Here is a 15,599-nt window from a genome sequence, read left to right as displayed (position 1 = left end):
CGTACACGGTGACCCAGGCCGACGCCGACGCCGGGACGCTCACCAACACCGCCACCGCCACCGGCACCCCGCCCACCGGTTCGCCGGTCACCTCGCCGCCCTCCACCACCACGGTGACCGGCCCGCGGGCGTCCCTCACCCTGGAGAAGACCGCCTCCGCCGGCGGGGGCGGCGGCAACAACCGGCGCTCCACGCTGGTGGCGACCCTGACACCCGGGCAGAGGCTCACCTACTCCTACCTGGTCACCAACACCGGGAACGTCACGCTGACCGGGGTGACCGCCGCGGACACCTCGTTCTCCGGTGCGGGGACCACGCCGACCGTCAGCTGTCCCGGCACCACCCTGGCCCCGGCGGAGTCGATGACCTGCACCTCCTCGTACGTCGTGACGCAGGCGGACATCGACGCCGGGACGCTCACCAACACCGCCACCGCCACCGCCACCCCGCCGAGCGGTCCCCCGGTCACCTCCCCGCCCTCCACCGCGACGGTGACGCCCACCCGGCAGCCCGCGCTCACCCTGGTCAAGTCCGCCGCACCCGCGGTGGTCGACCACGCGGGCCAGGTCGTGAGTTACACCCTGATCCTCACCAACACCGGCAACGTCACGCTCACCCGTCCCGAGGTCGTGGACACCGCCTTCAACGGCTCGGGCGGTACCCCGGTGCACTCCTGCGCCGACACGCCGCTCGCTCCCGGCGGCTCGGTCACCTGCTCCGGCACCTACACCGTCACCGAGGCCGATCTCGGTCAGGAGGCCATCGCCAACACGGCCGTCGCGACGGCCGTCGCCCCCGGTCCCACGACGGTCACCTCGCCGCCCTCGTCGGCGACCGTGACGGTCAGGGCCGAGCCGCAGCCCACCCACTCGCCCCGGCCCACGCACAGCCCGAAGCCCACCCACACCCCGAAACCGACCCACAGTCCGAAGCCCACCCACAGTCCGAAGCCGACCGAGACCCCGAAGCCGGCTCACAGCCCACGGCCCAAGCCGCCGGCCCCGCAGCCGCCGGCCGGGCACGGTCCCGCGGCGCCGCTGCCGGAGACGGGTGCCGGAGACCTGCTCCCGGTCGCCGCGACGGGCGCGGCCCTGCTCCTCGCCGGCGCCCCGATGCTGGTCGTCGCAGCCCGGCGCCGCCGCCCGGCGGTCGCGGGGAACCACGATCACCGGCCCTCCGAGTGATCACCCCGCCCGAATGATCGCCTGAGCGGCACCGTCGGGAGCGGGCCGGCCTGCTCCCGACGTGCCCCGGCCGGATCCGGGGCGTGCGGCCGACGTGGGCCGCCGACCGCCGGACCCGTCAGCCGCGGGTCAGGACGAGGGACTGGACGGCGGGCAGCCTGCGCCAGTCGCCGGAGACGATGCTCGCGTGGGCGCGGGCGAGCTGTTCGGTCCGGGTGCGGGCCTGGTCGGCGGTGGGGTCGGTGGCGCTCATGGCCGGGGCGACCTTGTGGGCGTCGGTCATCGTCAGGAGGTAGTGGCGCGCGTCGTACCAGGAGGTGTCGATCCCGCCGGCGTAGGCGGCGGCGTCACCGTCGAACACCACGAACCACGGCCGGATCGACGTCTCCGCGTACTTGGCGCGCGGGTCTCCGGACGCGGCGCCGTGCACGGCCGGGAAGATCCGCGCCTCGCCGGTCCGGCCCGCCGCGGCCAGGTCGCGCAGGTGGCGCGCGTACTCGATGTCGGTGGGCAGGGTGTCGAAGGGGTTGCCCTCCTCGAAGGAGCCGGGGATCACGTACACCAGCACCCGCCCGGCGAGCGCCGCCCTGGTCGGCCAGTTACCCGCGCGCACCGCCTCGTCGGCGGTCGCGTACGAGCCGCCGCCGGGCTTGGCGAGCACGTCCGCCGGGCGCAGGACGGCGGCGCCCAGGTGAGCGGCGATCAACGAGTCGAGGTGGGCGGGGCCCATGCCGCGGTTGCCGGCGAAACCCGCCTTGAGCTCCAGCTTGATGACGAGCGGGCCGGCGCCGGGGTGGGCACCGAGCCAGACCCGGACGTCGTCCAGGCAGGTCTCCAGGTTCTTGTCGCCCCCGCCGGTGTAGAGCTGGGCGGGGGTGCTCGCGCTGACGCAGTTGTTGGCGTTGCCGAGCGGGTTGGAGTGGCTGACCTTCCACTCCTTGGTGACGGTGTCCGTCCAGGCGTCCAGCTCAATCATGCCGGTGCCGGTGTCGAGCCCCTGGGCGAGGAAGCCGAACGCCGCCGGGTCGTAGGTGTTGTGCAGGCCGACGGTGGTGGCCGAGCCGAAGGGGAGGTCGCCGGGGCCGACCGCAGCCGTGACCGGCCGGACCGGCAGCACGACGGCGGCCGCGACGAGCAGGCCGGTGAAGAAGGTGCCGGTGAGGGAGCGGCGGTCGGCCACGTGTCTGTCCCCTTGTCAGAGCGCGTCGGCGGACGCCCCGCCGCAGTGAGCATGACGCATCCGGCCGGCACCGAGGTGAAGGGGGCACGACACGTTCGTGAGGATTGCGCACCGTACCATCCGCGGCGCCGCGGACGGTGGGCGGGGTGGCGCCGGTACGGCGGTGCTGCGGTGCGGCGGGAGGTCGGGTCCGGGTGCCCTCAGGGCTGCGCGGCGGAGAGGCCCGCGAGCTTGCCGCGGAGTTCGTCCGTGGACGGGTGGCCGATCTCCTCGGCGATCGTCAGGGCCTGGCGCCAGGTCTGCCGGGCCGCGTCCCGGTCTCCCGCGGCGAGGTGGGTGTCGCCGAGGTGGCCCAGGATCTCCGTCTCGCCGTACCGGTCACCGAAGCCCCGGTCCAGCTCCAGGGCCCGGCGGTAGCAGTGGACGGCCTCGGTGTGGTCGCCGAGGTGGTGGTGCACGTGGCCGAGGCTGTCCCAGGCGCCCGCCTCGCCGTGCCGGTCCCCGATCTCCCGGTTGAGCCGCACCGCCTGGACGCAGTGGTCGAGGGCCGTGCGGTGGTCGCCGAGCATGATGTTCAGCCAGCCGACGTTGTTCAGGGCCCGGGCCTGGCCTCCCGCGTGGCCCGTCTGCCGGTACAGGGCGAGCGCCTGCTCGACGTGGCCGAGCGCGTCCCGCTGCCGGTCCTGCTGGACGAGCACCCAGCCCAGACCGCGGTGGGTGTGCGCCTGGCCCGTACGGTCGTCGATCAGCCGGTAGAGGTCGAGGGCGTGCCGGAAGTGGCTGTGGCCCTCGTCCGGTCGACCCATCTGGGTGTGCACGCTGCCGAGGCTGCGGTGGGCCCCCGCCTGCCGGGCCGGGTCGTCGAGCCGCCGGGCCGCCTCCAGCGCGGTCCGCTGGGTGGCCGCCCAGTCGTGCCAGTGTCCGCGGAAGTCGAAGAACGTCTCCAGGGCCCACGCCAGGTGCCAGGCGTGCGCGTCCAGACCGGCCGACACCGCGCGGTCGATCGCGCCGAGCAGCACGGCGTGCTCGGCCGTGAACCAGGTGAGGGCCGCGCCGTGGTCCGCCGGTTCCTCCGGGGTGACGCCGGGCCCGGCGGGCGCCGGGCTCACCCGGTCCCGGTGCGGATCCAGCCGCTCGGCGGCGAATCCGGCGGTGTGCACGTAGAAGTCCATCAGCCGCAGCAGCGCCCGGTCGTTGCCGTCCGGCTCCTGGCGTGCGCGTTCGGCCGCGTAGAGGCGGACCAGGTCGTGCAGCCGGTAGCGACCTGGCGCGGGCTGCCGGACGAGGTGCGCGTTCTCCAGTTCCCGCAGCGCGGTCCGTACGGCGCCGGCCGACCAGGCCGTCAGCGCCGCGACGGCGGCCGTCCCGATCTCCGGCCCCGGGGCCAGGCCGATCAGCCGGAACACCTCGGCCGCCCCGGCACCCAGGGCGCGGTAGGAGACGGTGAACGCCGCCCGCACGTCGGCCGTCAGGTCACCCGCGTCCAGGGCGTCCAGTCGCGCCGACTCGTCCCTGAGCTCCTCGGCCAGCACGGCCAGCGGGAAGTCGGGGTGCGCGGCCGCCCGGGCACCCACCACGCTGATCGCCAGCGGCAGGCCCGCGCAGTGCTCCAGCAGGGCGGTGACGGCCGCCGGTTCGGCCTCGGCGCGGGCCGGCCCCAGGTGGCGGAGCATCAACGCGCGGGCGTCCGGCGGGGCCAGCACGTCGAGGGTCAGCAGCCGGGCGCCGTGGGCGCTCGGCAGACCGGCCAGCCGACGGCGGCTGGTGACCAGCACCGCACAGGTGGCGCTGCCCGGCAGCAGCGCGGCGGCCTGCTCGGCGTCGGCGGCGTTGTCCAGCACGATCAGCATCCGCCGGCCCTGGACCAGGCTCCGGTACAGGCGCGCCTGTTCCTGCGCGGCTGCGGGCACGGCGTCGGAGGACACCCCCAGCGCGTCGAGGAAGGCGCGCACCGCCACGGTCGGCGCGAGTCGCTCCCCCGACGGGTCGAAGCCGCGCAGGTCCGCGTACAGCTGGCCGTCCGGGAAGCGGTCGAGGTTCCGGTGCGCCCAGTGCAGGGCCAGCCAGGTCTTCCCGATCCCGCCGCTGCCGCCGACCGCGCAGACCGCCACCGTGTCGCCGGGCGGGTGCGGCGCGGACAGCGCCCCGTCCAGCTCCGCGAGTTGCCGGTCGCGGCCGGTCAGCCAGGACGGACAGGCGGGGAGCTGGCGCGGCACGGGGACGGCGGGCGGACCGGGGACGGCGCGCGGGGCCGGCCTGGGGGCGGCCAACCCGGGGTCGTCGGTGAGGACCTGCTGGTGCAGCCGCATCAGCGCCGGGCCGGGATCGGCCCCCAGTTCCTCCGCGAGTCTGCGCCTCAGCCTCCGGTAGTGGGCCAGGGCGTCGGCGCTGCGGCCACTGCGGCACAGCGCGAGCATCAGCTGACCGGCCAGCCGCTCGTCCAGCGGGTGCTGTGCGGTGCGGGCGGTGAGCGCGGGCAGCACCTCGCCGTGCAGGCCGTTGCGGAGCGAGAGGTCGGTGCCGTCGAGTTCGGCCGAAAAGCGTTCCTGTTCCAGGCTGCGGCGCAGCTCGTGGAACCACGGGGTGTCGACGGTGGCGAACGCCTCCCCCCGCCACAGCTCCAGCGCCTGCCGCATCAGCTCCGCCGCCTGCTCGCCGTCCGACGCCCTGGCCCGCGCGGCGAGCAGACGGAAGCGGTGCAGGTCCACGGCGCCCGGTTCCACCTCCAGGACGTAGCCGCCGGCCTGCCGTCCGATCCGCACCTCGGTGCCCGCGCTGTCCAGCGCCCGGCGCAGCCGGGACAGGTAGCTGTACAGCGTGCCCATGGCCCGCTGCGGGGCCCTGCCCGCCCAGACCCGTTCGACGAGTTCGTCGGCGGGCACCGCCCGGTTGGCGTCCACGAGCAGCGCGGCCAAAACGCAGCGCTGGCGCAGGTGTCCCACGTCGGCGGGGCGGCCCGCGACGCGTGCCTCGATCGTGCCGAGTACCCCGAACTCCACCGTCATCCCGACCGCCCCCTCCGGTGGAACCCTAGCCCGGCGCCCCCGGCCCGTGCCGGGAACGCCCGGGTTCTCCGCCCGGTCCCGACGTTTTCCGCCGCGGGCGGAGTGACGGGGCGGCAGGGACGGCGGCGGGGTGCGGCGGGTCGGGGTGGCGGCGGCGGCCGTCGGTCGGGGGCGCCCGTGGATCGGGGTGCCCTGGATCGGGGTGCGGGGAGGAGGTCGTGCGGGGAGGAGGTCGTGCGGGTCAGGCCGGGACGCAGTCCCGGATCTTGGCGGCGAGCCGGGCCACGTCGTCCAGCCGGTGGGTGAGGTCGGTCTGGACCTCGGCCGCCTCCTGCCAGGCGGCGCGCGCGTCGGCGACGTGGCCCGCCGCGTGGTGCGCATCACCGAGGTGTTCGAGGTTCTGCGCCTCGTTCGAGCGGTGGCCGATGGTGCGGTTGATGACCAGGGCGCGCTCGTAGCAGTCGGCGGCCTCCGGGTACCGGCCCAGGCCCTGCAGGGCGAATCCGATGCTGTCCAGGGCGTTGGCCTCGCCCCGGTGGTCGCCCACCTCCCGGTGGTAGTCCAGCGCCCGGCGGCAGGTGTCGGCCGCCTCGGCGTAGCGGCCGAGCTGCGCGTAGTCCCAGCCCGCCGCGTTGAGGGCCCTGGCCCGGCAGATGCCGTCTCCGGCCGTGTCGAACAGGTCGAGGGCGAGCAGGTCGTGCCGCAGGGCCCGTTCCTGGTCCCCCCGGACCTCCCACAGGTATCCCAGGTGCAGCTCGGCATGCCCCTCGGCCTCCGGCCGCCCGAGGGCCCGGCAGAGCCGGACCGACTCCTCCAGGTGGGCGAGGGCCTCGTCGTGGCGGCCCAGTTCCATGGTGGCGCAGCCCAGTTCGCGGTGTGCGCGGGCCTGTTCGGCCCGGTCGCCGGCGGCCGTGGCGGCGTCGAGCGCCGCCTCGAACACGGCCAGCACGTCGTGCCACCGTGCTCCCCTGCCGAGGAACGTGCTCAGGGTGCTCGCGAGTTGCCAGGTGGGGGCACCCGGCCGGATGCCCGACCCGGCGCCCGACCGGGTGCCGCCGGCCTGCTGCACGAGCGTGCCCAGCACCGGGTACTCGGCGGCGAACCAGGCATGGGCGGCCCGCTCGTCGGCCGGCCGCCACGGGCCCGAGCCGGGCTGCGGCGGCGGCAGCGGCGGCGTGTCCTGGTGGACGTTCAGCAGGCTGTCGCAGGCGAGCGCGGTGTGGAGGTAGTGGTCGACCAGCCGGTCGAAGGCGCCGTCGCGGTCCGCGTCCCCGGCGACGAGTTCGCGGGCGTGGGCCCGGACCAGGTCGTGGAGGGTGTACCGGCCCGGGCGGTCCTCGGTCAGGAAGTGGGCGCGGGCGAGTTCGGCGACCACCGGACGGACGTCCGGAACCGGCTCGCCGACGAGCGCGGCGGCTGCGGCGAGGGAGACGTCCGGGCCGGGGTGCGCGCCGAGGAGGCGGAAGAGCCGTTGCGCGGGCCCGCCGAACGTCCGGTAGGAGGACGTGAGGACGGCCCGGACGTCGGCGGTCGTGTCACCGTCGCCGGCGCCGAACGCGTCGAGGGTGTTGCGCACGCGGCCGAGGTCCTCGGCCAGCGCGGACAGGGCGAGTTCGGGCCGGTCGGCCGCCCGCGCGGCGAGGACACCGATCGCCAGGGGCATCCCTCCGCACAGCGCGAGCAGCCGGTCGGTGGCGGCCCGCTCGGCCTCCGGACGCGGGTGTCCGAGGTGGCTGCCGAACAGCCGGGCGGAGTCCTCACCGGACAGCGCGCCCAGCGTCAGCACGTGCGCTCCGTGCGCCACGACGAGGCCGGGCAGTCGACGGCGGCTCGTGACCAGGGCGGTGCAGCCGAGGCCGCCGGGCAGGAGGGGGAGGACCTGCTCGGTGTCGTGGGCGTTGTCCAGCACCACGAGGATCCGCTTCGCCGCCGTCAGGCTGCGGTAGAGGCCGGTCTGCCCGTGGAGGTCGGTCGGCACGGCGTGCGGGGCGACCCCGAGTGCTTCGAGGAAGCCGCGCAGGGCGGTCTGCGGCCGGATCGGGGGTTCGGAGGGATCGAAGCCCTTCAGGTTGACGAACAACTGGCCGTCGGGGAAGGAGTCCAGGTTGTCGTAGGCCCAGCGCAGAGCCAGCCAGGTCTTGCCCATCCCGCCCGCCCCGGTGACCGCCAGGACGGGGCGGGCGCCCTCGCCCCGACGCGGACCGAGCCGCTCCAGCTCCGCCTCCCGGGCGGTGAACCGGTCCGGCCGCAAGGGCAGTTGGCGCGGCACGACGAACCCCGGCTCGGCGGACGGCGGCGCGGCGGCCACCGGGGCCGGCTCCGTCCTCGGCGCCTCCAGGGCGGGATCGGCGGCCAGGATGCGCAGGTGCAGACGGCGCAGCTCCGGACCGGGTTCGACGCCGAGTTGTTCCGCGAGCTCCCTCCGGGTGCGCTCGTAGTGCTCCAGTGCGTCCGCCTGGCGTCCGCTGCGGTACAGGGCGAGCATGAACCGGCCCGCCGGGCCCTCGTCGAGGGGGTGGCCCGTCACGAGTCGCTGCAGGTCGCCGAGCACCTCCGCGTGCTCGCCGCAGTCGAGTCTGAGGTCCATCAGGTCGGCCTCGGCGGTACGGTGCCGTTCGTCGAGCCGCGTCCGCAGTTCGTTCAGCCAGGGCGTGTCGATCCTGGGCAGCAGCGTGCCGCGTCTGAGCGCCACCGCCTGCTCCAACAGGAGCCTCGCGCGGGAGGGTTCGGCGGTCCGCGCCTCGCCCGTCCAGCGTGCGAAGCGGTACAGGTCGACCGCCATGGGGTCCACGTCGACCGCGTACCCGCCGCCCCGGCGCTCGATCCTGGCCTCGTCGGACCCCTCCAGGGCCTGCCGGAGCCGGGAGAGGTAGCTGTAGAGGGTGCTCCGGCCACCACGGGGCGGGGCCTCGCCCCAGACCCGTTCGAGCAGCTGCTCCGCGGTCACGCAGGCGTCACGGTCGGCCAACAGGGCCACCAGCACGCACTGCTGGCGCGGGTGCCCCAAGTCGACGGCCCGCCGGCCGATCAGCACCTCGACGCCCCCGAGCAAGCGGATCCGAACTGACATGTCGTCAATCTCCTTGCTTTCGAGCGGAATCATGGTGGGGAGCGGACCGCCCGTGGCAAGCGTAGCCATCGCCGCCGGAACGCGACATCGGCGCCGACCTGCGGGTTCAACACCCCTCGCAAGGTCCGGGCAAGTCCCGGCTGCGAGATTCGGATCTGCCACACCGGCCCGGGACCGCGGTCGCACCACCGTCCGGCGGCGCGCGTCGAGGCGCCGGACGACCGCCCCGCACACCACAGGAGGAAACCGTGCAGAACGGCCTTCACCGTCCAGGACGACAGGGGCGGCAGGGTGGCGGGGGCGGAGGCGGCCCGGACTCGTCCGGGGGTGGCGGGGGCGGGGGCGCCGACGGGGGCGGCGCCCACGGAGGAACGGGGCCCGGCGGGGGGACCGGGCCCCGCGGGGGTGGGGACGCCGGCGGTCACGGGGGTGCCGCCGGCGCCCCGCCCCTTGCGGCGGACGGAGCGTCCGGCGCGGCCCGAGGGGCGGGCCGTGGTCGCTGAAGCCGTCGAGTTCGGTACGGGCCTGCTCCGGACCACCGTGCGCCGGACCGTGCACGGCTACCGCTGGTCGCGCGCGCCGGGCCCGGACGCGCCGTCCCCCTTCGCGGCCGTCTCCCCCGGAACGGCCGCGCTGCTCGCTGGCCTGCCCGCGGTCCCCGGGACCGACCGGGCCGCCGGAACCGGCTGGCTCCTCGGGGAGGAGGACGGCCGGGGGCACCGCCACTACTCCGCGCGGAGCCCGCTGAGCGCGGCCCGACTCCTGCTGCCGGGCGACCGGAGGGCGGACGGCGCTCCGCCCACCGCCCTCGTGGACGCCGTCACCGGCCTGGGCGCGCTGCTGGCCCGTCTGCACCGCACACCGCTGCCGCCGGGGACCCCGCCGCCCGCCCCCTCCCGCGCCCTGCGCAGGCTGCACGCCTGGCTCACCGACGACTCGCCCGTTCCCGGCGCGGAACTGCTGCGCGACGCACTGGGCGCACAGCGCCACAACACCCTGATCCGGGGGTGCTCGGCCGCCCTGGCCCCGGGCGACGACGGGGTGCTCTGCCACGGGGCACCCGGACTCGGTTCACTGCTGCCGGGCGGGCCGGGAGGCGCGGCCGCGGTGTTCATCGGCGAGGATCTCTGTCTGGCCCCGCCGGCGACCGACCTGGGGTGGCTCGTGGGCGAGCTGATCGGGCTGCGGTGGTCGCTCGGCGCGGGTGCGCCGGAGGTCTGGCAGCGGCTCGTCGACGCGGCCGCCGCCGGGTACGGGGCGACGGCGGAGGTGTCCGACAGCTTCTGGCCCGCCCTGCGCGTCGCCGTCCGCGTCCACGACACCGTCGCGTACCGGCCCCGGCCGCCCGACGCCGTGATCCCCCGGTTCGCTCCGCTGCTCCGCGGCCTTCTCGACGCGTCCGGCCTCCACACGTCCGACCGCTTCCCCGGACTGGACCCCGGACCCGGACCCGGACCCGGACCCGGACCCGGACCCGGTCGGGGTCGGGGTCGGGGTCGGGGTCGGGGTCCGCGCGGGCGGTGACGGGCCGCCGCAGGGGCCGACGGGGCCCCGGGCGGCGGCGGTCCGGGCCCCGGCGCCCCGGGCCGCGCGGCGGCGGACCGGGGCGACCCGGGCGCAGCACCGGCATCAGCAGGTGACGGGGACGTCCACGGTCGACGCGGGCGGCGGGGTGCCGAAGTCCGTCAGCGAGAAGGACGCCCGGACCGTCGACCCGCACGGGGCTTCGGCCTTCGGGCCACTGACGTAGCCGGTTCCGGCGCCGAGGTAGGTGGAGCCGCTGCGGGTCCCCAGCCCCGCTCCGCCGACGACGGCCAGGGAGACCGTGTAGAGGAAGCTCCGTCCGGGCCCGGGGATCAGCTGCGCGCTGCTCCCGTAGACACTGACCGAGGTGCCGTCGACCGTCACGCAGACGGAGTTCAGCCTGTTGATCATCATGACGGCGGGCCCGCAGCCGGACGTCACCGCGGCAGTCCCGGAGGCTTGACCGGCGGCCGTCGGGGCCGAGGCGCCGACGGAAGGAGTGGTGGCAGTGGCGGGGGCGGCCACTGCGGCAGCCGGCGGACCGGCGAGGGCGAGGGCAGTGGCGAGGACGAGGGCGGTTCGCTTCACGGGTTTCTCTCCTGAGGGTCGGCTAGGCATGCCGTGTGGGGCCGACACCCTTCGAACACAATGTGATATGTCACATCGCAACGTCGATACTGCCACGGAAACCGGCGCCGGCCGCCCACATCGCCTCCCCTGCCGGAAAAACGGTCACCGGGCACCGCATGCGTGACCGAAAACCACCGGGTGCGACCGCGGGCGGGGTCGGAGCGCCGGCCCGGGGAACCTCCGCCCACCAGGACACGGACCGAGAGATGGGTACTCCCCCGCATTGTTCTCCGCACGATTCCGGAGGTCCGCTGGATCATCGCCCCGGGCGCCGCACCGGCCACAGCGGTCGCCGTGGCCACTGCGGTCGGCGCGGACACGAGTCAGGAGGTGGCGGGCTCACAGGCCCACGGACCTGCCGGGCCACCGACGGCATCGCACGCCCGGCACCGCCGTCCCGTCCCGACGCCCCACGACGCGCTCCACGACAACAAGGCCAGGTGAACGGCATGGACGACGCCCGCACGCCGGCGGGACCGGTGCGACGGCCCGCGATGTACCTGCGGTGCCAGCCCTACGACACCCGCGAGGCGGAGTACGTGCGCACCGCCATGGAGATGCTGGCCGTCCGGCTGGCCCTGCCGTTCCCGGACGTCTACGCCGACCACGGCCGCTCCGCCAGGGGCCCGCTGCCCGCCCTGGAGAAGCTGGTGACGGCGGCCGAGCAGGGCTGGGTGGACGTCGTCCTCGTCCCCGGGCCGTTCGTCTTCTCGCTCGACGACCGCACCGCCGCGGCGACCGTCGCACGGCTGGCCCGCGCGGGCTGCGAGGTCGTCGAGACACCGGGACGCGTCGTGCGCCCCGGACGCCGGACCCCCGGCGGAGTCCCGGCCGGCCTGCCGGGGTGACGTGCACCCGGGCCCACCCGACGCGCCCGACCGGGGCGGAGGCATCATAGGGGTCATGCCAGCCCAGACCGGATACGCCGAGCGCCACGACCGCCCCGCGGCAGCACGGCGATGAGCCGGCCCCAGCCGCCGGCCGCCCACGGCTCCGGATTCGCCCTGGTGGGCCGCGACCACGAGCTCGCCCTCGCGTGCGACGCGCTGTCCCGCCCGCCGGCCGTGCTCGTCGTCGAGGGCGAGGCCGGCATCGGCAAGTCGCGACTGGTGGCCGAGGCCGTCGCGGCCCGGGCCGGGACGGGACGTGCCGTGCTCGGCGGACTCTGCCACCCGCTGCGCGAACCGCTGCCGTTCGGCCCCGTGGTGGACGCCCTGCGGGACGCCGCCGCCCTGCTGCCCCCGCCCGGAGACCTCCCGCCCAGCGCCGGGGCGCTGCGCTGGGTGCTGCCCGACCTGGCCCCGCACCTGCCCCCCGCACCGTCCGGCGGCGAGGGCCTGCTCTCCGGGCGCCACCTGCTGGTCCAGGGCCTGCGCGCGCTGCTCGGCGCACTCGACGACGCCGTCCTGGTGATCGAGGACCTGCACTGGGCCGACGACGCCACCCGCGACCTGCTGCTCCAGCTGGCCCGCGACATGCCGCCGAGGCTCTCCCTCGCGGTCACCTACCGCGCCGAGGACATGCCGCCCGACGCACCGGCCTTCGGTGCCGCCTACCGGCGCCCGCCCGGCGTGGCCGGTGCGCTGATCCGGCTGGACCCCCTCACCGAGCCGGACGTCCACGAGCTCGCCCGCGCCGCGCTCGGCCCGCGCGCCACCCCCGACCTCGCCCGTGTGCTCTTCGACCGCAGTCAGGGCCTCCCCCTGACCGCCGAGGAGGACCTGCTCGCCATCGCCGAACGGCCCCGGGCCGAGACCCTGGCCGAGACCCGGACCGGCAGCCGGCCGGGCGGGGCCGACCCGGCCGCCGACCTGGCCGCCCGGCTGGCCCGGCGCGAGGTGCCGCAGGGCCTGCGCGACGCCGTCACCGAACGGCTCGCCCGTCTCAGCGGCGCCGGCGACGCCGTCGTGGCCGCCGCCGCCGTCCTCGCCGTCCCCGCCGACGAGGACCTGCTGACCGCCGTCGCCGGCCTCGGCCCCGCCGACGGCGCGAACGGCCTGACGGAGGCCCTGCACGCGGCCGTCCTCCAGGAGAGCGCCCCCGACCGCTACGCCTTCCGCCACGTGCTGGCCCAGCAGGTCGCCTACCGGCGCGTCCCCGGGCCGCAGCGCCGGGTCCTGCACCGCCGGGCGGTCAAGGCCCTGGACACCCGGACCCCCCGGCCGCTGGTCCAGATCGCCCACCACACGCTGGCCATGGGCGACCGCCCCGCCTGGCAGGACCTCGCGCAGGCCGCCGCCGACCAGGCCGTGGCCCTCGGCGACCCGGGCAGCGCCCGGGCGATGCTGCGCAGCCTCCTGGACGAGCCGGGGCTCGACCCGCAGCGGCGCGGGCGGGCCGCGCTGGCCCTGGCCCGGATCGCGGCCGACGACGTGGACCCTGCGGCCAGCATCCAGGTCCTGAGCGGCATGGTCGCCGATCCCCGGCTGCCGGTCGCGGACCGCGGCGAGATCCGTCTCGCCCTCGGGTTCCTCACCGCCGTCCACAGCGGCAACCGGGCCGGGTTCGACCGGATCCGGGAAGCCCTGGAGGAGTTGGAGGAACGCCCCAGCCGGGCCGCCCGGGCCATGGTCGCGATCGCCATGGACGAGCGCGACGGCGCCGGCCGGCACGCGGCGGACTGGTTGGCGCGGGCCGACGGCCTCCTGGCAACCAGTCCGGACGAGGACGTGGCCGCCGCGGTGCGGGCCACCTCACTCACCTTCATGGCCCGGGACGGCGACCCGGCGGTGTGGGACCGGCTCGACGAACTGCCCCGGTCCTCCGAACGCCCCGAGGTCGTCCGGCAGACCACCCGGGCGCTCTACAACACGGGTGAGATCGGCATCGAGCTCGGCTACGACCGCCGGGCCGCACACCTGCTGGCCGAGAGCCGGCGACTGGCCCGGCAGGCGGCCATCCCGTACCTGGAGTGCTACAGCCGCCTCGCGCTGATCCGGCTGGACATGCTGGCCGGCCGCTGGCAGGAGCTGGAGCAGCGCTTCGACACCCTGGGCGCGGAGTTCGACGACCTGGCGATGGCCGGGGCCGAACGCTCCCTGCTGCTCGGACGGCTGGCCGCCGCCCGCGGCCGACTGGCCCTGGCGCGCGAGGAGTTCGAGATCGCCGGCCGGTACGGCCAGCGGGAGTCCCAGGTCACGGCCGCCCTGCGCGCCGCCGCCGGCCTCGCCGGCCTGCAACTGCTGGAGGGCGACGCCGTCGCCGCCGCCGCCACGGTCGGCCCCGCCCTCACCACCGCGCGTCAGGCCGATGCCTGGGCCCGGACCGCCGAACTGCTGCCGGTCGCCGTCGAGGCGCTCATCGCCACCGACGGCCACGCCCGCGCCGCGGCCGTCACCGAGGAGGCCGCGGACGCCCTCACCGGCCGGGCCGCGCCCGCCGTCTCGGCGGCCCTCGACCTCGCCCGGGGACTCCTGCTCAGCGCGAGCGGCGAGCCCGGCGCCGACGAGGCGTTCACCCGGGCCCGGAACCAGTGGCACGACATCGGCCGGCCGTACGAGGCGGCACGGGCCGACGAGCGGATCGCCGCCGCGCTCGCCCCCCACGACCGCACCCGGGCTACCGAGCGGATCGCCGCCGCGGAACGCGTCTACCTCGACGTCGCGGCGACCTCCGACACCGCCCGCTGTCAGAAGCTCCGCCGGGACCTCGACCTCGGCAACACCGGCTCGCCGGGACGCCGCGGCTACGGCAAGCGCCTGTCACCGAGGGAGCGGCAGGTCGCGGAACTCCTCGCCCAGGGCGCCGTCAACCAGGACATCGCCCAGGCCCTGTTCCTCTCGCCCCGGACCGTCGAGCACCATGTGGCGAACGTGCTCCACAAGCTGGGAACGAGTCGCGCCGAGACGGCGCGGGCGCTCGCGAAGGCCGACGCGGACGAGATCGGGGGCGGCTCGGCGGACGGCGTGCAGGTCTGACCTGCGGCGCCCGAAGCACGTCGGGCACCTGCGGTCGGCGGGTGGGCGGCGGACGGGGCGACGGGCGGTGCGGCCGGCGGGACGGCCGGCGGGACGGCGCCTTCGCGGACGGCTCCCCCAGCGTTCACCCGCGTCGATAGGTAGTCCTCCGCATTGATCCGGCCCGGCCGGACCGGTTCCCTGGAGTGGCCGGAGAGAAGGACCGCCGCGCCCCCCACCAGGAAGGCTCCGACGACATGAGTGCACGTCACCGCTCGCTGAACCCGCCCACCGCGCCGCTGTGCGCCTCGGACCAGGTCCGCGCCACGGTGTGGATCTCGCCCTCCCCGCGCAAGGCCGCCAACCACCCGCTCGCCCTGGTGCGGCTGGCCAGGCTGAGCCGCGCCTGACCCGGGTGCCCCTCGTCGCCGACGGAGCGCCGACGGAGCGCCGGTGACCGCGCGCGGCAGCCTGCGACGCGGTCTCCCGCCCCGCAGGCGCCGTGCGAGGCGGGCAACCGGGACCGGAGCCGCGGAAGGGCCCTGCCCGACCGGCCGGGCAGGGCCCTTCCCACCCGGGCGGGGTCAGCAGTTCGCCGGCACCGCGAGGGTGGCGATCGACGGCGGCCAGCCCCACTCGGTGGCCTCGATCGTGGCCTCGGCGGTCGAGCCGCAGGGGACGACACCGGAGATCGTGCCCACCTCGGTCGCACTGCGCCTGACGACCGGCGCCGGCTTCAGCGCGCCGAGCTGGAGACCGCCGACCACCGAGGCGGTGAAGCGGAAGGGGACGGCCCGCGGCGACCACGCGACGCTGCTCGGGGTGGCCGTTCCGGTGAACGTGACCTGGTCGCCGTAGACGACGGCGCAGAGCTCGTTGACCACGACGCCGCGGTAGCTGCTGACGCAGGTCCTCGTGACGACGGCGGACGCGGCTTCGTCGGCGGCCTGGGCGGTGGCCTGGGCGGCGCCGGCGACGGTCAGGAGGGTGCTGCCGGCAAGAATGGCGAGGAGCCGATTCATCGGGTGCTTCCCGTTCGTAGGTAGGAATGTCAGGTGGAAGTCAGGTGGAAGCCATGTGACATTTCACGCTTCACACCTCACATACTGC

At 76.1% G+C, this 15,599-nt stretch carries 10 protein-coding genes; 5 read left to right on the top strand and 5 right to left on the bottom strand.

Annotation, left to right across the window (positions count from 1 at the left end; translation table 11 throughout):
• Nucleotides 1–1,184, top strand: a 1,184-nt coding sequence (locus PUR61_RS10455) for a DUF7507 domain-containing protein (protein ID WP_443035145.1), incomplete at its 5' end; no start/stop codon positions are given.
• Between the two features lie 118 nt (nt 1,185–1,302).
• Here the strand turns inward: PUR61_RS10455 and PUR61_RS10450 are convergent.
• The 3 genes from PUR61_RS10450 to PUR61_RS10440 all read right to left on the bottom strand — a co-directional run bounded on the left by PUR61_RS10450 (nt 1,303) and on the right by PUR61_RS10440 (nt 8,439).
• The gene (locus PUR61_RS10450) at nt 1,303–2,364 is read right to left on the bottom strand and encodes a phosphatidylinositol-specific phospholipase C domain-containing protein (RefSeq protein ID WP_329878091.1); all 1,062 of its coding nucleotides are present in this window, start codon (nt 2,362–2,364) and stop codon (nt 1,303–1,305) included.
• A 200-nt stretch (nt 2,365–2,564) separates the two neighbouring features.
• Nucleotides 2,565–5,369 (bottom strand): AfsR/SARP family transcriptional regulator, encoded by a 2,805-nt coding sequence (locus PUR61_RS10445; protein WP_329878089.1) that lies wholly within the window; start codon nt 5,367–5,369, stop codon nt 2,565–2,567.
• Nucleotides 5,370–5,610: 241 nt separating this feature from the next.
• A complete protein-coding gene (locus PUR61_RS10440; RefSeq protein WP_329878087.1) occupies nt 5,611–8,439 on the bottom strand; it encodes an AfsR/SARP family transcriptional regulator in 2,829 nt (942 codons plus the stop codon).
• Between the two features lie 492 nt (nt 8,440–8,931).
• Here PUR61_RS10440 and PUR61_RS10435 point away from each other — a divergent pair, with 492 nt between their 5' ends.
• Entirely contained in the window at nt 8,932–9,963 is a 1,032-nt protein-coding gene (locus PUR61_RS10435) for a phosphotransferase (protein ID WP_329878085.1), read from the top strand.
• Nucleotides 9,964–10,068: 105 nt separating this feature from the next.
• On the opposite strand, the gene PUR61_RS10430 is transcribed toward PUR61_RS10435, so the two are convergent.
• Nucleotides 10,069–10,551 (bottom strand): hypothetical protein, encoded by a 483-nt coding sequence (locus PUR61_RS10430; RefSeq protein ID WP_329878083.1) that lies wholly within the window; start codon nt 10,549–10,551, stop codon nt 10,069–10,071.
• A gap of 491 nt (nt 10,552–11,042) precedes the next feature.
• On the opposite strand from PUR61_RS10430, the gene PUR61_RS10425 reads away from it, so the two are divergent.
• From PUR61_RS10425 to PUR61_RS10415, 3 genes are all read left to right on the top strand, one after another.
• Nucleotides 11,043–11,441 (top strand): hypothetical protein, encoded by a 399-nt coding sequence (locus PUR61_RS10425; protein ID WP_329878081.1) that lies wholly within the window; start codon nt 11,043–11,045, stop codon nt 11,439–11,441.
• 111 nt (nt 11,442–11,552) lie between these two features.
• Nucleotides 11,553–14,510: a helix-turn-helix transcriptional regulator gene (locus PUR61_RS10420; protein WP_329878079.1), complete on the top strand. Its 2,958-nt coding sequence runs from the start codon at nt 11,553–11,555 to the stop codon at nt 14,508–14,510.
• Nucleotides 14,511–14,746: 236 nt separating this feature from the next.
• Nucleotides 14,747–14,899: a hypothetical protein gene (locus PUR61_RS10415; protein WP_329878077.1), complete on the top strand. Its 153-nt coding sequence runs from the start codon at nt 14,747–14,749 to the stop codon at nt 14,897–14,899.
• A gap of 174 nt (nt 14,900–15,073) precedes the next feature.
• Here PUR61_RS10415 and PUR61_RS10410 read toward each other — a convergent pair whose 3' ends face one another.
• Nucleotides 15,074–15,511, bottom strand: coding sequence for a hypothetical protein (locus tag PUR61_RS10410; RefSeq protein WP_329878075.1), 438 nt, complete (start codon nt 15,509–15,511; stop codon nt 15,074–15,076).
• Nucleotides 15,512–15,599: the final 88 nt, after the last annotated feature.

The sequence above is a fragment of the Streptomyces sp. BE20 genome (assembly GCF_036322525.1).
Taxonomy (GTDB): Bacteria; Actinomycetota; Actinomycetes; order Streptomycetales; family Streptomycetaceae; genus Kitasatospora.
The sequence above is the reverse complement of the archived record's forward strand: the minus strand, read 5'-3'. Positions and strand labels throughout refer to the sequence as shown.

Coding starts and splice junctions, on each gene's coding strand:
- PUR61_RS10415 (WP_329878077.1), top strand. CDS start 14,747: ATGAGTGCACGTCACCGCTCGCTGAACCCGCCCACCGCGCCGCTGTGC.
- PUR61_RS10420 (WP_329878079.1), top strand. CDS start 11,553: ATGAGCCGGCCCCAGCCGCCGGCCGCCCACGGCTCCGGATTCGCCCTG.
- PUR61_RS10445 (WP_329878089.1), bottom strand. CDS start 5,369: ATGACGGTGGAGTTCGGGGTACTCGGCACGATCGAGGCACGCGTCGCG.
- PUR61_RS10410 (WP_329878075.1), bottom strand. CDS start 15,511: ATGAATCGGCTCCTCGCCATTCTTGCCGGCAGCACCCTCCTGACCGTC.
- PUR61_RS10425 (WP_329878081.1), top strand. CDS start 11,043: ATGGACGACGCCCGCACGCCGGCGGGACCGGTGCGACGGCCCGCGATG.
- PUR61_RS10440 (WP_329878087.1), bottom strand. CDS start 8,439: ATGTCAGTTCGGATCCGCTTGCTCGGGGGCGTCGAGGTGCTGATCGGC.